Source organism: Zavarzinella formosa DSM 19928 (genome assembly GCF_000255705.1).
In the GTDB taxonomy this organism is placed as follows: Bacteria; Planctomycetota; Planctomycetia; order Gemmatales; family Gemmataceae; genus Zavarzinella; species Zavarzinella formosa.
Map to the genome: position 1 here is coordinate 202,635 of NZ_JH636445.1, position 20,467 is coordinate 223,101.

Annotated in this window: 14 protein-coding genes; 5 read left to right on the forward strand and 9 right to left on the reverse strand. The window is 58.3% G+C overall.

The genetic code is table 11. The features are described 5' to 3' along the window. Window positions 1-2,064, reverse strand: a 2,064-nt coding sequence (locus BGIM_RS66670; protein WP_202947351.1) for a HAMP domain-containing protein, incomplete at its 3' end; no start/stop codon positions are given. Between the two features lie 270 nt (window positions 2,065-2,334). On the opposite strand from BGIM_RS66670, the gene BGIM_RS0132740 reads away from it, so the two are divergent. Next, the gene (locus BGIM_RS0132740; RefSeq protein ID WP_020473881.1) at window positions 2,335-2,532 is read left to right on the forward strand and encodes a hypothetical protein; all 198 of its coding nucleotides are present in this window, start codon (window positions 2,335-2,337) and stop codon (window positions 2,530-2,532) included. A 64-nt stretch (window positions 2,533-2,596) separates the two neighbouring features. On the opposite strand, the gene BGIM_RS0132745 is transcribed toward BGIM_RS0132740, so the two are convergent. From BGIM_RS0132745 to glgX, 6 genes are all read right to left on the reverse strand, one after another. Then, the gene (locus BGIM_RS0132745) at window positions 2,597-3,736 is read right to left on the reverse strand and encodes a Gfo/Idh/MocA family protein (protein WP_020473882.1); all 1,140 of its coding nucleotides are present in this window, start codon (window positions 3,734-3,736) and stop codon (window positions 2,597-2,599) included. Window positions 3,737-3,842: 106 nt separating this feature from the next. Next, window positions 3,843-4,115: a hypothetical protein gene (locus BGIM_RS0132750; protein ID WP_020473883.1), complete on the reverse strand. Its 273-nt coding sequence runs from the start codon at window positions 4,113-4,115 to the stop codon at window positions 3,843-3,845. An 83-nt stretch (window positions 4,116-4,198) separates the two neighbouring features. After that, window positions 4,199-6,073: an ABC transporter ATP-binding protein gene (locus BGIM_RS0132755; RefSeq protein ID WP_020473884.1), complete on the reverse strand. Its 1,875-nt coding sequence runs from the start codon at window positions 6,071-6,073 to the stop codon at window positions 4,199-4,201. Between the two features lie 108 nt (window positions 6,074-6,181). Beyond that, entirely contained in the window at window positions 6,182-6,394 is a 213-nt protein-coding gene (locus BGIM_RS0132760; RefSeq protein ID WP_020473885.1) for a hypothetical protein, read from the reverse strand. Between the two features lie 348 nt (window positions 6,395-6,742). Then, on the reverse strand, window positions 6,743-9,640 hold the full coding sequence (gene treY / locus BGIM_RS0132770; protein ID WP_020473886.1) for a malto-oligosyltrehalose synthase: 2,898 nt from the start codon (window positions 9,638-9,640) through the stop codon (window positions 6,743-6,745). Between the two features lie 2 nt (window positions 9,641-9,642). Further along, complete coding sequence (glgX, locus tag BGIM_RS0132775; RefSeq protein WP_020473887.1) at window positions 9,643-11,847, reverse strand: glycogen debranching protein GlgX; 2,205 nt, start codon at window positions 11,845-11,847, stop codon at window positions 9,643-9,645. 199 nt (window positions 11,848-12,046) lie between these two features. Here glgX and BGIM_RS0132780 point away from each other — a divergent pair, with 199 nt between their 5' ends. From BGIM_RS0132780 to BGIM_RS0132795, 4 genes are all read left to right on the forward strand, one after another. Then, window positions 12,047-12,559 carry a DUF4142 domain-containing protein gene (locus BGIM_RS0132780; protein WP_020473889.1) on the forward strand — a complete coding sequence of 171 codons (513 nt, stop codon included), beginning with the start codon at window positions 12,047-12,049 and terminating at the stop codon, window positions 12,557-12,559. Between the two features lie 89 nt (window positions 12,560-12,648). Beyond that, entirely contained in the window at window positions 12,649-13,101 is a 453-nt protein-coding gene (locus tag BGIM_RS0132785; protein ID WP_020473890.1) for a low affinity iron permease family protein, read from the forward strand. 149 nt (window positions 13,102-13,250) lie between these two features. After that, window positions 13,251-14,222 carry a WD40 repeat domain-containing protein gene (locus BGIM_RS0132790; RefSeq protein ID WP_020473891.1) on the forward strand — a complete coding sequence of 324 codons (972 nt, stop codon included), beginning with the start codon at window positions 13,251-13,253 and terminating at the stop codon, window positions 14,220-14,222. Between the two features lie 84 nt (window positions 14,223-14,306). Next, window positions 14,307-15,548, forward strand: a complete 1,242-nt coding sequence (locus BGIM_RS0132795) for a hypothetical protein (protein ID WP_029631053.1) — start codon at window positions 14,307-14,309, stop codon at window positions 15,546-15,548. Between the two features lie 112 nt (window positions 15,549-15,660). Here the strand turns inward: BGIM_RS0132795 and BGIM_RS0132800 are convergent, their stop codons facing one another. Both BGIM_RS0132800 and BGIM_RS58690 read right to left on the reverse strand, forming a co-directional pair. Next, window positions 15,661-16,947 (reverse strand): DUF1552 domain-containing protein, encoded by a 1,287-nt coding sequence (locus tag BGIM_RS0132800; protein ID WP_020473893.1) that lies wholly within the window; start codon window positions 16,945-16,947, stop codon window positions 15,661-15,663. Beyond that, on the reverse strand, window positions 16,947-20,324 hold the full coding sequence (locus BGIM_RS58690) for a DUF1592 domain-containing protein (protein ID WP_020473894.1): 3,378 nt from the start codon (window positions 20,322-20,324) through the stop codon (window positions 16,947-16,949). Before BGIM_RS58690 ends, BGIM_RS0132800 begins: the two co-directional genes overlap by 1 nt. Window positions 20,325-20,467 lie beyond the last annotated feature (143 nt).

Genomic DNA, 20,467 nt, shown 5'->3' on the forward strand with positions numbered 1-20,467 from the left:
CCCCTTCACGTCCACCGTGATCTTTTTGGACAAGTCGCCGTTGGCGACGGCCTTGGTCACGTCGGCGATGTTCCGCACCTGCCCGGTCAGGTTCCCGGCCATGGAGTTCACGGAATCGGTCAAGTCCTTCCACGTTCCGGACACCCCTTCGACTTTGGCTTGCCCGCCGAGTTTTCCTTCGGTACCCACCTCGCGGGCCACCCGGGTCACTTCCGACGCGAACGATCCCAACTGGTCCACCATGGTGTTGATGGTGTCCTTCAGTTCGAGGATTTCGCCGCGCACGTCGACGGTGATCTTCTTGGACAAGTCGCCGTTGGCAACGGCCGTTGTCACGGCGGCGATGTTCCGCACTTGGGCTGTCAAGTTCCCGGCCATGGAGTTCACGGAGTCGGTCAAGTCTTTCCAAGTCCCGGCCACTCCTTTCACGTCGGCTTGGCCGCCGAGTTTTCCTTCGGTTCCCACCTCGCGGGCCACCCGCGTCACTTCCGACGCGAACGACGACAACTGGTCCACCATGGTGTTGATGGTGTTCTTCAACTCCAGGATTTCCCCCTTCACGTCCACCGTGATCTGGCGGGACAAGTCGCCGTTGGCGACGGCGGTGGTCACGGCGGCGATGTTCCGCACTTGGGCCGTCAAGTTCCCGGCCATGGAGTTCACGGAGTCGGTCAAGTCTTTCCAAGTTCCCGACACCCCTTCGACTTTGGCTTGCCCGCCGAGTTTTCCTTCGGTACCCACTTCGCGGGCCACGCGGGTCACTTCGGAGGCGAAGGAGCGGAGTTGGTCCACCATCGTGTTGATGGTGTTCTTCAACTCCAGGATTTCTCCCTTCACGTCCACGGTGACTTTCTTGGACAAGTCGCCGTTGGCGACGGCGGTGGCCACCTCGGCGATGTTCCGCACCTGCCCGGTCAGGTTCCCGGCCATCATGTTCACGGAGTCGGTCAAGTCCTTCCAAGTTCCGGCGACGCCCTTCACATCCGCCTGCCCGCCGAGTTTCCCTTCGGTGCCCACTTCGCGGGCCACGCGGGTCACTTCCGACGCGAACGACGACAACTGGTCCACCATCGTGTTGATGGTGTCCTTCAGTTCGAGGATTTCGCCGCGGACATCGACGGTGATCTTCTTGGACAAGTCGCCGTTGGCGACGGCCGTCGTCACGGCGGCGATGTTCCGCACTTGGGCTGTCAGATTAGAGGCCATGAAATTGACGTTGTCCGTCAAGTCTTTCCACACACCGGCGACGCCGGGCACCTCGGCCTGTCCGCCGAGTTTTCCTTCGGTTCCCACCTCGCGGGCCACGCGGGTCACTTCGGAGGCGAAGGAACGGAGTTGGTCGACCATCGTGTTGATGGTGTTCTTCAACTCGAGGATTTCCCCCTTCACGTCCACGGTGACCTTTTTGGACAAGTCGCCGTTGGCGACGGCAGTGGCCACCTCGGCGATGTTCCGCACCTGCCCGGTCAGGTTCCCGGCCATCATGTTCACGGAGTCGGTGAGGTCTTTCCAAGTTCCGGCCACTCCTTTCACGTCGGCCTGCCCGCCGAGTTTCCCTTCGGTGCCCACTTCGCGGGCCACCCGCGTCACTTCCGACGCGAACGATCCAAGTTGTTCGACCATTTTGTTGATGGTTTTCGCTGTGCGCAGAAACTCCCCTTGGAGCGGGCGCCCTTCTATTTCGAGGGCCATCATTTGCGACAGGTCCCCTTGGGCGACGGCACCAATGACACGGGCGGTTTCGCTGGTGGGGTGGACCAAGTCGTCGATGAGTTCGTTGACCGATTCAACGGAGGCCTGCCAGAATCCGGTCACATCTCCCAAGGAGGCCCGCTGGCTGAGTTTTCCTTCCTTGCCCACCACCCGGCTCAATCTCGCCAGTTCGTCGGCCATGCGTTCATTCAACTCCACCACGTCGTTGAAGGCATCCGCCACCTTTCCGGCCACGCCCGTCCATTCGATGGGCAGTCGCACAGATGTCTTCCCTTTCTTCAGGGCCAGCAGCGCCGTCAGAAGAGTCGTCATTTCACTGGCGTCAAGCGCGGAGCCGTTGAGCGTCTGCATCTAAAAATTCTCCATGTCGAACTGTCTCCGAGAAAGAGCCATGCAGGGAGACATCAATCGATGAAGTGAACAGGAGGGGCCTTCAAATGTCTTGATCAGTGTCGCATTTTATCCACAGTTTGCAAGAAGATTTACGACGGCCATTAATACGCTGATTGGGTGTGGAAATTCCATATTTTCTGAAGTTTTTATGGAGCCGCCGAATTGTTGTGCGGACGAGGGGAAAGGGGTACACTTAACCACATCACATCGTCTTCATGGAACGGCCAGATGGAAGCGGACAAGGCACGGGAAATCTCCGAACGCGATCAACTCTGGGCCAGTCTTCGTGGTTTGCGGCCGGAGATCGACGCGCTGGCCGCCGGGGAGTTTGACCAGTCGCCCCGGCAACAACAAGTGATGATGATTCTGGCCCGTGTCATCACTGCCGAACTGTCCTTTCGAGAACGACTGATTTCCTCCGAATAAATCTATTTGTCGTTCGATTTTTCATGTTTTCTCTCAAATGACTTTCTCGCAATCTTCTTCCCGATCATCCCTTGAGAGAAACCGTCTTTCCCGAGCGGACCGATTCGGCGATGGCTTCGATCACCCGCATGTCAGCCAAGCCTTCTTCTCCGGGCGTTCGCACAGGAGTGTTTTGCAGAACGCTTTCGGCAAAGTGGTCCATCTCGGCGGCAAAATGGTTGGCCGGAGTGATGGCCAGTTGTTTTGGGCCATCGCCAAGATTGATCGACATTTCCTGGCCCCGGTAGCCGAACGCATTATCCAAGGTTAAATGGCCGCTTGTTCCAACCACCCGGAACCGGCGATTCTCGGCCGTGCCAAAACTGCATGAGCAGGAAGCGAGTACTCCGGTTGGAAATCGCAGGTTGAACGCCACGCTTTCGGGCACCTCTCGAAATCGCGGATCTGATTTCGGTTGGTGGGCGAAGGCCGTCACTTCGATCGGCTCTTCGCCGGTGAGGTATCGTGTCGCGTTCAGGCAGTAAATTCCCACATCTCCCACCGGTCCTCCGGCGAGGGCCTTGCTCAGACGGATGTTCGGAGCCTTCACGTCTTGATCGTTGGCCGCCTCAATCTTCTTCAGTTCGCCGAAGGCCCGTTTCCGACACAGGGCGATGGCGGATGTGTTGAACGGTTCGTACCGAAGGCGATAGGCGATCATCAATTTCTTCTTGGCCTCTTTGGCGGCGCCGATCATCTGCTCGCATTCGGAAACATTTGACGCCATCGGCTTTTCACAAAGCACATGCTTCCCGGCTTTCAACGCGCGAATCGCATATTCGGCGTGCATGCTGTTGGGCAGGATGATGTACACGGCATCCACGGAGGGATCGTCGGCCAGTCGTTCAAAATGCTCGTAGTCGTAAATGCGCTTTGTCTCCACGCCATAAGCGGCGGCGATCCTTTTGGCTTTGTCTGGGTGGCCGCTGACAAGGGCATTTACTCTTGTCAGTTTGGAGTGAGCGAACGCCGGCAACACTTCTTCAATGGCCAGTTTGCCGAGGCCGACAATGGCAATACCCACCTTCCGTTCGGGAGGCAGGTCGGGTAGTTTCACATCAGTGGGTTGTTTGTCCGGCGGAGCGAGGGGAACTTCTTGGCCGGCTTTCAAAAGCGAGGTCTCAACATTGAGCAAACCGGCTCCCAGCAGTCCGGCGGCTGTCATGAATCTTCTTCGAGAAGGATCGACGGGCAATGGCATGGACACGGCGGATACTCCAATAAGAAGGTGGAAATATCCGATTCATCTCCGCAAATCACATGCCCCGTGCTTACTTCCCGGCCGCGTTTCGCTTTCGGGTGGCAGCCGCCTTCTTCGCCGAGGCCGAGCGTTGAGCGGCCGTTCGGCGTTGGGAGGCGTTGGACTCCAGATGGCCCCGGCCGCTGCCGGACTTTTTGCCGCCGCCGGAATCCGCGTTGACGGTGGCCCAAGCCCGGCGTTCAGCCTCCTTGGCTGGCGTGCCGCGTTCTTCATAACTCTCGGCAATATGCTCGGCTTTGCGCTTTTGTTTGTCCGTATATCGGGACTTGTCTCCGCTTGGCATGATTGATCTCCGCAAAAGGTGTTATCCGTGTTTAAAACCCACCCTGTTGAGTTGCAATCTCCGTGCCTTGGACACGTGTAATTTCAAACTGCCACGGCCACCGGGGCGGGAGCGGGGGTGATTGAGGGACTCGGAGTTTGGGCCGATTTGAGCAGTTCGGAGAACAAACCGCCGCGATCAACCAATTCTTGGAACGACCCGTTCTCGATGATCCGTCCTTTATCGAAAACCATGATGCGATCCGTGTCCAGCAATGTGGAAAGCCGGTGGGCGACAATGATGACCGTGCGATCATGATGCGTTTCGGCGATGGCTCGCTGGACGGCGCGTTCACTGATCGTGTCAAGGGCGGAGGTGGCCTCGTCCAAGATCATAATCGGGGGATTTTTCAGGAACAACCGGGCGATGGCGATCCGTTGTTTTTGCCCGCCGGACAGGTTCTGTCCGCGTTCGGCCACATGGGCGTCATAGCCGCCGGGCATCGCCAGAATTTCCTCGTGAATACACGCATTCTCAGCCGCCCGCTGGATCGTTTCCGGAGTGGCGTTATCCACTCCGTAACAAATGTTTTCAGCGATGGTTCCCTCAAAAACGAACGGTTGTTGGCCCACATAGCCGATGAGCTTGGCGATGGATTCGCGGGACACCGCTTCCAATGGCTGATCCCCGAGTTGAATCGTTCCCCAGTTGGGGTGGTTCAACCGAAGAAGGGATTTCAACCAAGTTGATTTGCCGCTTCCGGATTTTCCGGCGATGCCGATCCGTTCTCCCCGACGAATGACAAAACTCACCCCCTCCAATGCCCGGCGGGTGTGGCCGTCGCCGGTTTGATATTCGACATGCAGATCATGCACTTGAATCATCGCCTCTGGCACGTCAAGGGAAGGCTCCTTCGCATGATCCGCATGGAAGGATCGATCCACAGGAGTTTCCAGAATATGCAGCAGGTCTCCCACGCGCAGGCTGGCCTCATGTCCCTCGTCGATGATCCGGTGAACTTCGCTCAGGGGAGCCATCACATTGAGGAAAAGCATTGAGTAAGTGAGAATTTCATGGAAATGCAATTCTCCCCGCGAGGCCAGGTAGATGCCCAATCCCAAGACCAGCAAATGAAACAATCCCTCATTGATCGCCTTTGCAAAGCCGAAGAGGGACATTTGAAAATGATGCCGGATTTCCTTGGAGCGTAACCGTTCCGCCGAATGGGCCACGCGGTCCACTTCGGGATTGACCGTGTCGGCCGCCCGCACATAGTCCAAGCCGGCGAGTTGCTCAATCATCGTGCCGTCCATCTGTTCCCTTGTGCGGATCAAATCCATGCGCACATGCTTTTGGGAAATCAATTGCCAGATGGTCAGGGCCACGGAAACCGGAATTACGCCGATCATCACCACCCCGAGCAACGGCGCCTTGTAGAGCGTCACCGCCAGCGCGAAGAAGCCGGTGAGAATCGTTGGGAAGAAATCGAGGAACGAGAGTTTCAAAAAGCGGATGAATCCGTCCACGCTTCGGCAGACCCGGCCGTGGAGAGAGCCGACTTTTTCATGAGTGAACTGCTGAAGGTCGGCCTTCATCACATGACCGACCGTCCGGACGGTCATGTCCCGGCTGATGCGCGTGCAGGTGTTTTCCACCAAGAATCGTCGGATGACATTGATGATCTCGCGGCCCAAATACACCAATCCCAGCATTCCCAAAAACATCAGGGATGTGTGCAACATCGAATCAGCCGGCTGGCCCGATCGGATGTTTTCAGAGGCGTGTTGCAATGCCGCGACTAATTTGCCAAGCCAGAGGGGAATCAGCGTGCTGGCCGCGCTGGACAACCCCATGAGCAACGCCGCGCCAACCAAGGCGGTTTTCATCGGCAGGGCGACAAGGCCCCAGACCGCTTTGCCGTGGCTGACGACCCGAGAAATTTCTTCTCGAATCCGTTTTCGGAATAGATGAAATAACATCGGCGTTTTGCTCCCGCGAAGATGGGCTGGCCATCAAACAGATTGGAATCATCAGTGGCTGGACGGCGATGCGGGAGAGGGTGGCCATCGCCGCTGGAAGAACCGCAATTATCGGGAGCGAATCCGTTGAACGCTGACTCTCAAGTGGCTGACGGGCAGGGAGCCGTGTTTCAGCAAGGCCCCGAGCTTGTGTTCAATCATCGCCGCCGGACTCATGGTTCCCCGGTGATCGACGACCATTAATTCATCCGAAGAGTCCGCTTCGTTGGTTTGATCCTCGGCCCAGGGAAAATATTCGCTGTCAGTCATGTTGTCGCTCATGGTGTCCTCCAATGGGAGAGGAGGAGTCGGGTTGTTGCATCAGCCAAGAACGGTTTGGCCGAAAGTTGCATCATCAGAAAGCAAGTGCCGCGCCAATCGCCGGATTTCATCCAGAGCGATGCGCAAGCCTGATAATCGGTGAAACAGGCCATTGAAAGGTTGGCGATGATGCGTGTGAATGGGAAGAATCCTTCCCGAGTCAGTGATGAATATTCCCGAAGTTCAAAAACAGTAAGACGATTCTGTGGTCAAGATAAGAGTCTTATGAAATGAAATTGAAGACAAACGGATTTGTTCTTGCCGCGATAAGCAGGGATCGCGGGATGCAAAAAATCAGATCAACCATATCTAGTTGTCACTTGATAGCACAGCAACCGGCAATTGTCGGAACACATTTGCCAGCTTCATACGGCCATCATCTGTCGGAACAGTTTCGCCGGTGAGCAGGTTGCACCACGGACCGGAAAAACCAGTCGATAGGATGGTGTCTTTCCAGACTCGCGGGCCGACGGGAAGTTCATCCGATTCGGGGGCCAGTCCGACCGTTAATCGCGGAACGACCACCAAAACGGTTTTCCCTTCGTGGGATCGCTGGAAGGCAAAGGCATGATCGGCCAGCGAACCGGTCACAATTGCGGGATGATAACTTCCCTCCAGAAACAGTGAGGCATGATCCCGTCGATAACGCAGGCATCGGGCCACGATGTTGAGCTTGTCGTTGGCCGCCAACGTTTGTTTCGGGTTTAGCCGGGTTTGTAGCTTCTCATAATCCACACCCCGGCGGTTGTCCGGGTCCACCAGCGAATCGGTCCAGTCTTCGGTTCCCTGATAAACATCGGCCGTGCCGGGGGCCATGCAACGGATAATGGTTTGAGCCAACGAATTTAGTCGGCCGTGATAAGAGACCCGCCGGGCGAAGTTCGTGAGATCGGCCAGAAACTCCCGAGACTTTTCGGGGTGCAACACCGCCATGATAAAGCCATCCACCGCTGTTTCATATTCCGTGTCCGGGTTAATCCAACTGCTGTGAACCTTCGCTTCGCACAGGGTTTTTCGCATGTAAGCCCGCACCCGTTCCGAGATGGCGGCAAGGTCAGGCGTCCCCTCCGGCCAGATGCCCACTAATGTTTGATACAGCAGATATTCTTCGTTGGCGTCCGGGGCGAAAGTCCCGTCTTCCAGTTCCGTGCGATGGGAACGGTTGAACTTGGCCCATCCGCGCACGGCCTTGGCCCAGTCGGCCGGGATTTCGGAAAGCACATTGAGTCTCGCCCGCACATCCTCGCTTCGTTTGGTGTCGTGCGTGCTCAATGGCGACAATCCTCGGGGACGAGTGGCCAAGAAAACATGCAACTCCTCGGGTGAGTGTCCAAACTTCGAGGGCTCGCCGCCGACTTCGTTCAAGGAGGCGAGGCGGTTGAACACATAAAAAGCCGTGTCTTCCACCCCCTTGGCGGTCACGGGCGAAGTGACCTGTTGAAACTTGCCCGCGAATTGGGACTGCATTCGGCGGTATTCTTCCGTCGCCGGGCCGCTGGGGGAATCCTTCAGCAGCAAAGTGTCCCGGATGAATTCATACACCGCCCGGCCGGTGGACGGATCACGGCGGCGGGCTTGCCGGATGGCCGACAACACATGCCGGGTGTCCGAAGAGTTCACGCTGTCGCTGACATAAGAACGATAAACCGGGAAGCAGGCAATCACCTCTCGCAAGGCTCGGCGCAGGCCATTTAACGTGAAATCCCGCGAACGGAGGTCGAGCCGGGCAAGGCGGTCCAGTTGATAGGCAAGGGCGTTCAACTCGCTTGCCAGCGAGGACCGCATGATGAGAACTTTTTTCTGATAGATGAGCTCCCGGTATTCTGTCGAAACCCCGGTGAAACGAGTGTAAAGTTCCGTCATGGCGGGTTCGTTGTCGTCGGCCACGAACAGCCCGTTGATGGCCGCAATGAACTCGTAACCGGTTGTGCCATCACATCGCCAGTCGGCCGGCAATGGTTCGCCATCTGCGAGAATCTTTTCCACCACCACATAGAGCGGATTGGCTTTTTCAGTGGTGAATCGTTCCCGAAGGGCCGGTTCCATGTCCGCGTTCCAACCGGGCATTCGGCGGGCGATGGCGAGCAGATAATGCGTCTGAAGCCGGTTCAGATATTCACGCGGATCAAACAGACCGTCCGGGTGATCGATACGAAAACCATCCGCGATGCCGGCGGCCGCAAAGTCCAGCCAGCGGCGATGAACGGCCTCGAACACCTCTTCGCGTTCCACGCTCAAGGCGGCCAGTTCGTTCACGTCGAAGAACCGCCGGTAGTTAATTTCATCGGTGGCCACCCGCCAAAAGCAGGCGCGATAGGCTTGTGCCTCCAATAGCTCATCCATCGCCGTCCATGAGGCGGCGACGCCCGGTTGGCCGTGCCAGTCGGCCAGGAATTCGTTAAGCACCTGATACGCTTCCGGGAAGCGTTCCGGCAATTCAGCCAGTCGGCGACGGATCACGTTGCATTCAATCAATCCGGAACGGGTTCGCTCGGCATCCGGTTCCTGTCGGCCGGGGAGATGACTCACCGAATTGGCGATGCTCATCAGTTCCACAAAAGCCGGGTGATCCTCCCCGAACGATGCTCGGGCAATCTCGGCGGCCGGGTTCAGCAATCGCCCATAGGTTCGCGGATCAACCGGAAGCCACAAATGGCCGTACTGGACGATGAACCGCCCGCCGACCAGCGAGACTTTGAACGCCCCACCTTCCAAGGCTTGTCCATAGGGTTCGCCGAGGATGGGGAGAAGCAGGCGGCCCTGCATTCCGGGCCGTGGCGAGTCGAACCAAGCAATGTCGAAATACCCGGCGAACGGCGAGGCCGGGCCGTGTTCCAGCACATCCCGCCACCAGGCGTTTTCACCGGTCACACACATGTGATTGGGAACGATGTCGAGCAGCATTCCCATCCCTCGGGCCGCAAGCGCCTCGCTGAGGGAATTCAAATCCTCCTCGGTGCCAATCTCCGGATTCAGCGTCCGGTGATCGGTCACATCGTAGCCGTGCGTGCTGCCGGGTTGGGCGGCCAGAAACGGCGAGGCGTACAAATGCGTGACGCCCAATTCAGCGAGGTAAGGGACCAACCGGGCCGCATCCCGGAAGATGAATCCGGCGTGCAATTGTACCCGATACGTGGTCAGGGGAATGCGATGCCGCCGGGCCGCTTCCGCGATCGTGTCGGCCGCCAATTGGTCCAGGGTGTTCATGTTCACAGGTTCCCCGTCGGCAAAGGCCGGGGTCTCTCATCCGACTGGCGAAGTATTTCGGCCTGCAATGGCGTCACATCCGGAAACGGCTCGCCGATTGGCCGGGTGCGGAAGACGGCCAGACTTCTGGCAACCAGGCGATGAGAACCGTCGTGGGGGCCTTTTCGCATGTCGTCATCCGTGTCAATCAATAGTTCCCATTGTTGCCCCGTGGCCGGTGGCGGGAGTGTGAAGTTTCGATCTTCCTGTCCGGGATTGAGGGCCAGAAAGAGGGTGTCGCCGATGATCGGTTCGCCGCGTTCGTCCGTCTCGCCGATCAGGTCGCCGGCGAGTCGCATGCCCATGCCCGCCACCGGGGCTTCCCATTCCGCATCGCTCATTTCACCCCCGTCCGGGGTGAACCATGTCACATCGGAGATGCCCTCTCCCCGGATGGGCCGGCCCTGAAAGAAGGTACGGCGCCGGAGGACGGGCTGTTCTCTCCACAAGCGGTTGACCAAGCGGACGAACTGAAGAAACGCCTCTTTGTCCGGGTTCATCTCCCAATTCAGCCAGCTCAGTTCGGAGTCTTGGCAGTAGGTGTTATTGTTCCCCTGTTGGGTCTGGCTCAGTTCATCCCCGGCCAAAACCATCGGAACACCCTGCGAAAGCAGCATGGTGGCGTACAGATTCCGGCGTTGTCTGGCGCGCAGCCGATTGACATCCGGGTCGTCGGTCGGCCCTTCGTGGCCGCAGTTCCAGCTTCGGTTATGGTCGCCGCCGTCCCGGTTGTCTTCTCCGTTAGCTTGGTTTTGTTTGTCGTGATAACTCACCAAGTCGTTCAAGGTAAAGCCGTCGTGGCAGGTGACGAAATTGACACTGGCGTAGGGGTGTCGGCTGCTGCGGTCGTACAAATCCGGCGAACCGGAGAGGCGATGCGCCAGCACCCGGGCGGGAACCGGGGCGCCCGCCCACAAATCCCGGACGGTGTCCCGGTATTCGCCGTTCCACTCGGCCCAGCCAGTGGGGAAGTTGCCCACCATGTACCCTTCCGGGCCGACGTCCCACGGCTCGGCGATTAATTTTACCCGTGACAACACCGGGTCTTGGTGGATGATGTCAAAGAAGGTGGCCGTTCGATCCGCGTGAAGTTCTTCCCGTCCCAGCGTGGTGGCCAGATCGAAGCGGAACCCGTCCACGTGCATTTCTTCCACCCAATGCCGCAGGCTGTCCATGATGAGTTGCAGCACGCGCGGATGCCGCATGCGCGGGGTGTTGCCGCAACCAGTGAAATCCATGTGATACCGCTGGTCTTCCGACGAGAGGAAATAGTAAGTGGCGTTGTCGATTCCGCGGAACGAGAGTGTCGGACCCTGATGGTTTCCCTCGGCCGTGTGGTTGTACACCACGTCGAGCAAGACTTCGATTCCGGCCGCGTGGAGCGTGCGGACCATCATCTTGAACTCCCGCAGGGCCGAGGCGGGATCGTCGGGTTGGGTGGCGAAGCGAGGGTCCGGGGCGAAGAAGCCCAGCGTGTTGTACCCCCAATAATTCGTGAGGTTCTTTTCCTGCAAATGCCGGTCGTCAATGCGGAAATGGACCGGCAACAACTCGACGGCCGTGACATTCAGGGACTTCAGATGCCGGATGGCCGCCTCCGAGGCGACCCCGCCGTAAGTCCCCCGCAAATGATCCGGCACGCCGGGCAACCGTTTGGTAAAACCGCCGACATGTAATTCATAGATCAGTGTCTCATGCCACGGCCGCCGGAGCAGGCGGTCGTCCCCCCAAGTGAAGGCGGAATCGACGACCACGGAGAGAGGAGCAAAACGAGCGCTGTCCCGCTCGTCAAAGCTCAGGTCACCCTCTTCCGAACCGACGGAATAGCCAAACAGGGAATCATCCCATGTCAGATTCCGGCCAACGGCCTTCGAGTATGGGTCAAACAAGAGCTTGTTCGGATTGAAGCGATGTCCGTTTTCCGGCTGATGCGGCCCCTCGACACGATAGCCGTAAAGCTGGCCGGGAAGCGCGTCCGGCAAATAAACGTGAAAGACCTGATCGGTCCGTTCGGTCATCGGGATTCGGATGGTTTCTTTTTCCGCGTTACGATGGTCAAACAAACAAAGTTCCGCGCTGGTGGCGTTCTCGCTGAACAGCGCAAAGTTCACGCCCGCCCCGTCCCAAGTGGCTCCCAAGGGATAAGGCTGGCCCGGCCATCTTCGCATGTGTGACTCCCGATAGTTCATTTCTGGCACTGCAATTCTGATGCCATTCTTTGGCATCGGGAAACAGCCCTTTAATTCAGGCATTTTGTCGCATGTCGGACGTTCGCGATTTTCCGGTCGGATTGCGGTTGGCATCCCGCTTGCAATGCTTCTCCACGAGAGAGGCAACAACCTTCTCAAATTCCAATGGAGAGACAACATGCTTCGATCCATCGAACTTCACGCCATCCTGACGGCCTTCCTGATTTCGGGGGCGATGGCGACAGCCCAAGAAAAGCCGGCCTTCTTCGACACGGACTTTATGCGCAAAACAGCCAGCGCCGAGATTCGGGAAGTGGAGATCGCCAAACTGGCTCTGAGCCGGGCGAAGAGCGCCGACATCAAAACCGTCGCCGAGAGAATGGCGGCCGATCATGCGATCCTCAACAAGAATTTGCGAGCCACGGCCGTCGCCGCCAATTTGATCGTGCCGGACAAGATGAGCGCCGACGATCAGGCGAAATACGACGAGCTCAAAGAATTCAGCGGCGACGACTTTGACCGGGCCTATGTGAAACGCTTGCTGATCGATCAAGTCGATGCGATGGCTGACTTTGAAAAAGCGAGAAAAGACGCCGCCAGCCCACTGGTTCGTGGGTTTGCCGACAAGTCTCTTCCGGCCCGCCGCGCGCATCTGGACGCCTTGCGGAAGTTGGAAGAGACGATTCGCTGAGCGCGGTTTGCCATCCGAATGATCCACGCCGATGGCGGGCCACCCACCGCCACGGCAAGCCGATTGATCGCCAACACGAAAGTTCTCCCATGTCCGCCATTCGTCCGGAAGGTCTTCTCGCACGGCTCGCGCAAAACGCGGCCCAATGGTCCGGCAGTTCCGCGGCCTTTGGAATCGCCTTGCTGGTTATTGTCATCTGGGCGGCGACCGGACCGTTGTTCCACTACGGCGACACCTGGCAACTCGTCATCAACACCGGAACCACGATCATCACGTTTTTGATGGTGTTCCTGATCCAGCGTGCCCAGAACAAAGATTCCCAGGCGATCCATCTCAAACTCAACGAATTGGTGGCCTCGATGCACGGAGCGAGCAACCGGCTCATCAATGTGGAAGGGATGACCGAGGAAGATTTGAAGGTGTTGCACCAGCACTACTGCCGGTTGGTGAAACTCGCTGCCGCTGACGAGAAACTAACAGACTCTCATTCCGTGGAAGAAGCCGCCGAGCGCCACGCGGAAAAGAAAAAAATGGACGAGTAAAGAAGAGATTGCCTTCTGGTGAACCTCAAGAGCGTTGGGGAGAGTCGCGATGCTGGTTATCGCATTCATTTCTCGATATATTGCCTTTGCTCGCGATCAAATTTTGCGTATTGAGCGGCAGGGGCAATAGCCACCCAAGGAGGCAGGGGATGTTTCGATGGGCCGCGCTCTGCTTCTTATTCACGGCCATTAACCTTCAGGCCGATCCTCCGACGAAACTCGAAGGCCACGAGCAGGAACTCTACTCGTTGGTCTTTTCGCCCAAAGGGGATCGACTCGCATCGACGGCGAACGACGGCACCATCCGCGTCTGGAAGCTCGCCGACGGGCAATCCACCATCATCAAAACCGGCACCGGGTCGCGGACGGTGGCGTTCTCGATGGACGGCAAACAAGTCGCCGGGCGATTTGAGAACAAGGCCGTCATTTGGGATGCCTCGACGGGCAAACCCGTGGCCATGCTTGTCGGCAGTGACCCGTCATCGGACGGAACCGTCATGCGGGTCGCCTTCAGCCCGGACGGGCAACACCTCGCGGTGGGCCACCAAATGGGCTTGGTCCGGATTTGGGACATCACGACCGGCAAACCGATTGCCGATCTGGCCCGCTCCGGAAAGGTTGGCGATCTGTCACGCTCGATCACCGCTCTGGCCTATTCCCCGGACGGCAAGCTTCTCGCGGTCGGCGGGGACAAAGGACTGGTCGTCTGGAACGCCGGGACGAACACCGTCTCGAAAGAATTGGCGGAGTTCAAAACCTTCTCCGTGGAATTCACTCCCGACGGCAAGCGGTTGATTGTTAACGGAGAGGATCGCGTGCCCGTCCTGCAAATCCGGGACACGGCCGACTGGACGACATCCTATGCCTCCAGCATCAACGAATCGGCTGACCGGCACCTGAACAAACTGCGCCGGATCGATGATGTCCGCGCCCTCGGCGTCAACGAGAAAGACGAATTTGAACTGTTCGACCTGCAAAAGCTCGCACGCACGACGATTCGCTTCGCCACCCCGTACAAGCGCGGGCCGGGCGGGTTCGCCATCAGCCCCGATGGCAAAACCGTCGCCCATTACTTCGGCGGCAATCAATACGCGATCCACTTGCAGCCTTTGCCCAAATAAATTCCGCAATTCGCCCCAGCATTGAAGAACATCGAAGCGGACGAAACCCCTCGATATTTATCACCAACTTCGGGAGTATTGGCGATGACAGCATGGACAAAAGGGCTGATGACCGGGCTTTTGCTGGTGGCGGCGCTGCCCGCATCGGCCGCCGACCTGCGATGGAGCGTGTACGACAAGAAGACCGACAAGAAACTGCTCGACCTTGACGGCAAAAACGTCGAAGACTCCGAAGGAAAGAAAATCCTGCACTTCGATGGCAAACGCATTGAGAACGCGGATGGCGTGGCCATTCTTGATCTTGACAAGGATTCAACCACCGGTTTCAGCATTCGCAAGCCGAAAGACCCGGATGTCCGTTTGCTTTGGTCCAATGGTCAACAGTTGTGCAAGAAGGTGCAAGAAGGCGTTGTCCTCCATTACGACGGCCGCAATCGCCTGATCGCCGCCGACGCCACCGGGGCCGCGATATACACGCTCACCTGCCACAACGGCAATCTTGATTCCCGGCTGGCTCCCTGGCAATTTGTCGCCATCGGCTACGCCCTGCAACCGAAACTGTTTGAACTCGACGAGGCCACCGCAAAGGCCCAACGAGACGAAGCGGCCGCGACCGGCAAAGCGGAAGACCTTCGCGTCGCCAACCGGCTCAAGGGGAACTTCGACATCATCACCAGTTCCACGAAGCCCTTCCTCAAGGGGAAGGCCGGCGTCAAGGCGGTCGGCAAATACTTCCACATGACGTATGATTTTGCCGGCGGCCAGAAACTTCAAGGCATCGGCCTGTTCTTCCCCTCCGCCGCGCAGGACGGCGAAGAAATCTTCACCGCCCTGTCCGCCGACGGCGTCGTCGGCCTCGGCATCTATGAAATCAAGGACGGCGTGCTTGACGGAACCTGGCACCCGACCTCGCTGCTCGCCGACCCGAAAACGGCCCTCGGTGTCGAGAAGCTCAAAGGGAAAACCGGCGATGATCTCAGTGGCCGGTTCACCATCACCGAAGCCAAGACCCCCGGCAAGGGCGACCCCTATGTTGGCACGCTCGACATTCAGAAAATTCAGCGCAAGGACGGCGGTATCCTGCCGTGCTATGCCATGACATGGACGTTGGGAACCTTCAAGATGTACGGCGCCGGGGTGGCGGTCCAGCACTTGGGCAAGGATACGAAGAAAACGAAATACCTGATTGCCGCCGTGGGGACCGGCGAGGTGATGGTCGGCCAGCACTGGCATCCGTCGAGCAGCGGCGTGCAGTTCGATTTCGCGGCGCTCGGCAAGACGATCTCCGGGGACGCCGGCGCCGGGTACATCATGCTGAGCAAGTGACAACCGAGCCATCCGTGCGAAACAGAATGCACGGATGGTTCAAACCCGACAAATCTCCTCGCCAACAGACTGCCCGATTTTTCGAGATGATCCGCCCGTCCGGCGGCTGGCGTCAAATCCCGGCGAGCCGCTCTTTGGCGTCGCCGAACTCCGGCAGTTTCAGGCCCATTCGATCCATCAGCGACAGGTAGAGGCCACAGAGTTTTCGCTTGTCGTTGCCAGCCTTCAAGTAGTCCAGCGACCGGCCGGTTTCGAGTGTCCCGCCGAGGCCGCCCGCCAGCACCAGCGGAACTTGCTGGCCGTTGTGGGCGTTCCAGTGTTCGGAGACGAACATGATGCACGAGTTGTCAAGCACCGTGCGATCACCTTCCTGCATCTTGGACAACCGCCCGATGAGATAGGCATACTGTTCGACGTGGCACTTCACGATGGCCTGATATTCCTTGCCCGTGTTGGAGTGCGAATAACTGTGGTGGTCGTCACGGACCCCGAGGAACGGATAGACCTGTCCGGACAAGTCCCGCGACATCAGCAGCGTGGCAATCCGTGAGCGGTCGGTCTGGAACGCGAGGGCGATCATGTCACACATGAGTTTCGTATATTCGCGGAAGTCTTTCGGCTGGCCGACCGGTGGCCGCTGTCCGGCCGGGACCACTGGAGCGTCTTCCTTTGCCGCGCGGTTCAGTTTCTGAACCCGTTGCTCCGTCTCCCGCACCGACGAGAGGTATTCATCAAGTTTGAGTTTGTCCGACCCGCTGACTTTGCCATTCAGGTCGTTCGCTTGTTGCAACACGTCATCAAGGATGCTTCCTTGAAGTTTCCCGGCCTTGCCGCCGAACAGACTGTCGAAGGCCAAAGACGGGTAGAGTTCGATGGGGACTGGCGAATCGGGATTGCGCCACGAGATGTGCGACGCATAAACCATCGAATACTGGCTTTCGTGGAAGCCGCTGACGGGTTGCTCGCACCCCAGCACTAGGCTCGGCTGGGCGGTTTCTTCCTCATAGTGCTTCGCCAGCAACTGATCCATGCTGACGCCGCCTTTGATGGTGCGGCCGCGGTGAAGGTTTGCCCCGGAAAGGATGTTCCCGGTGCATTTGGCGTGGCCGCCATCCCCTTCCTTGTTGAACAGCCCGTTGATGACGTTCAATTTCTCTTTGAAGGGGGAGAGCGGTTCCAGGCTCGACCCCAGTTCCATCTCGGCACCTTTCCCTTTCGACCACCAATGCGGCGGGGAGATGCCGTCGCCGATAAACAGGCAGGCGAATCGCTGGGCGGCCTTCGTCTTGGCGGGCGTCTCGGCCGCCAGCAAGGGAACGGACTCCAGCCAGGGAAGCGCCACGGTGGCGCCAAGCCCCTTGAGCAGAACACGACGGGAGATGGTTTTTCCGTGAGTCATCATTTTTCTCCGGATAATGGTTCGGTTTTGAATTTGGCGGGAGTGAAATCCTTGCATCGCTGGTTGCGAAACTGCGGGCTGGTCGCCACGAGTTCAAACAGCGTCGATAGCTTGTCATCGGTCGCCGCAAGATCGGCCTGCATTTTGTCCAACAATGGTTGGTCGGGCAATTGAAGAGATCGGCCGAGGGCGTAGCCGAGAAACTTCTGGCAGAGAGTCTTCGTGAAATCCTGTTTGCGGTGGGTGGCGAGATAGTCCCCGAATTCAGCCACTCCGCGAACTTCCTTGCCGGTCGGGAGCGACACCGCGTTGTCAATCTTCCGGCCCGCCAAGTCCTTGGCCCGGCTGCGGCCAATCGGGTCGAAGCCCTCCATCGCCAGCCCGACCGGGTCGAACCGCACATGGCAACGGGCGCACTTCATGTCGTCCACATGGAGTTTCATCAATTCGCGGATGGTCTTGCCATTGGTGTCCGTCTCCTTGGCGGGCAACACCGCGACATCCGGCGGGGGAGGGGGGATGTGTTCGCCAAGCAGTTTGTGAACCACCCAGAAGCCGCGTTTGACAGGACTCGTTCGCTGTGGCTGGGAGTTTTTCGTCAGGAACACCGCCATGCCCAACACGCCGCCCCGGCCTTGCTGATGCAATCCGTTGACGGCTTCCCATTCATCGGCCGAGCCACGGAACGGCAGACCATAATGGGAGGCCAGTTTCTTGTTCACGAAGGTTGTGTCCGAATTGAGCAATTCCGTGATCGGCCGGTCTTGTTGAATCAGATGGGTGATGAGGCGGGTCGGCTCCTCGAACATCGCCTGTTTCAACGCATCATCAAACGCCGGGAATGCCTGCCGGTTGACGGCCTCCTGGGTTGGAAAATCACGATAGCCGAGCCATTGGCCAAAGAACTCCTCGGCAAACCGGCTCACCTTCGGATCTTTCAACATCCGGCGAACTTGCCCGCGAATGACCGCTGCGTCTTTCAGTTTTCCCGTCTTGGCCAACGCCAGAAGTTCTGCATCTGGCGGCCCGGACCAGATGAAATAACTCAGCCGCGAGGCAAGGGCGAGATCCGGGAGCGAAGCAACCGAATCGCCCGATGGCGTGGCCACGAAGTGCATGCAGAAATGAGGCGAAACCAAGATGCGAACGATGGAGGCCCGCATCGCCGCCTCAACCCCTTGTTCCTTGTCCTGGCACACGTCACCAAAAAATTTCTCGATCTTCTGTTGTTCCGCTTGGGTTAGCGGGCGTCGATACGCCTTTTCGGCGAACACCAGCAAATCCTTGAGGCACATCGGTTCCAAACGCTTCAGCGTCTCGGCCCGACGGCGAATTCCACCTCGAACATCCTCGAAGAAGATGCTGATCGGGTGTTTCGCCAGTTCGTCGCCCGTCGCCTTCACGCCGGATCGCTTGAGGTAAACTTCTTTGAACCTCGCCAGCGTTTCGTCTTTGGTCAATTCCGGGTCTTCTTCTCGAAACCCGTCGAAATCAACGTGTTTGAGGAAGTTTCGTTCGGATCGCTCGAAGAACACGAACCCCCGGATCATCTTTTCCCAGATGCCCGTGCAGAAATAGAGTTCGTCCCAGAGCCGGTCAAGTTCCTTCCGTTCCGGGGCGCTCAACACAGATCGGCACAGCGGTTGGTCATCCCGGAAGAATCCCTCGATCAAGTGGAAGCCGGCCGATAATCCTCGTGTGGAATCGACATAGAAAAACCGGTTCGGGAACAAGTGACAGAACGTCTCGCCAGAGGCGGCGACAGAGGCCGCCGCCGGGTGTTTCGCGTCAATCATCGGGAGGCCGAGTTCGTCGGCCGCCGGTTTGCGGTCCAGCACATGGATCATCGTGAAGCCGGGCGTCGCGGCATCCAGCCGACAATCGGCGGTGAGAGCCACCGTCCCCTTCGTCTTGAAGGAAAACGCCTTTGCGGGAAGGGTAAGTTCCAGTGTCGCGGGAGCCTTCAAGGCGAAGGCATCCGCATCCAGTTTTCCGCCGGAAGGATGGGCACCGAACTTCAGCGATGCGGCCACATCCGGGGTACGCTCAAGCAACAATTCACGGAGCGACCACTTTCTCTTGCCGTCGGTCGTCTGATCGTTTGTCCGAAGGATGCCGCTGAGAATCACCAACCCGTCCGCTTTCTTGCCGGCCACGTCCGCGAGTTGAATGACCAGCTTGATCGTGTCCTTGTCGGTGATGTTTTTGAACGTCACCGTCTGCAATTGCCTGCTTGTCCCGGCGGTGTCGAACGTGTCCCGTGATTCGGCCGTGCGGCGGCGGCGGGCAAGGTGATCGATTGGGGCGTTGCCGGCATTGGAGACAATCGCCTCCGTTTCCGGCGGGCACACTTTCAGGCTTAATTGCCGAATGTCGGAGGCCAAAGTCCGCACGGTTGTCTGAAGTTCCGCGGTGACGGCCGGCGTCATCGGGTTCGTCGGCGCCGGCAAGGCATTCCATCGCTGACGCAGCCACAGGATCAAGAAATTGTCCGGCGAGTCGCCTTGAAGGGTGTTCCAAAGCGAACGCAGGTATTTCGGACTGAGTCCGGCCTCCGTCGCCCAAGCCTCAACCGTGACCTCTTTTCGGGCCGCCGGTCGGTGTCGATACAGCCACAAGGCCGTGAAACACTTTTCGTAATCAACCGTATGCTGTTCGTAAAAACGGATGATCGCCTGCTCATAAAACTTCTGCCGGTCGGCAAACGTGACCACCGGATGCGGGGCAAACCCCACCCCCGACGATGAAATCAGAGCATGATCCGCGACCAGTTCGGCGGCGGCATAATACTTTTTGAACAAACTGGGGGACATTGTCAGGGCTTCGCCGGTGTTGTTGAAGCCCTCCCCGGACGCCGGATCAACGGGGAATGTCTTCGCTGGCCGGACGTCCACGCCGGTCAAGTCATGGATCGTATGGTCGTACTCCGCGTTGCTCAACCGTCGCGGAGGCACCACGCCTGGATCACCAGCTTGTTTGCGGGCCTCGGTCAGAATCGTTTGCTCCAGCGCGGCCAGTGCCTCTGCTCGTCCGTCGGCCGATGGTTGCTTCGCCTTCGCGGGCGGCATCTCTTGCTTCTTGATAAACGTTACAACATGTTCCCACTGCCGGAATTCCTCGGCAACCTTGGCGGAGGAGTTGAACCGGGTGAGGTCCAGTTCCCCGCTTTTGGTTTTCTCGTTGTGGCACTGGATGCAATAGGTCTTCAGGAACGGGAGAACCTTGTCTTGAAACGGATCGGCCGCCCGCAGATCGGAATGAACGCCATGAAACATCATCGCGAACAACGAACCGGCGAACACCGGCACCAGTCCGGCGCGCATCATCCCGGAGATCAGTCGAAGGTGATTGGCAACGGCAGGCAGACAACAAGGCATGAAGACAGACTCCGGAGGAGAAGTTTGGCAGGCAGGTCAGTCAGGAGGCATCAACCAACGATCAGCGATGTTCACACACTGCTGAAACAGGCGGGATTCAAAAAAGCCGGATCGCGCATTCCCGAATGAGTGTCATTGGGAAT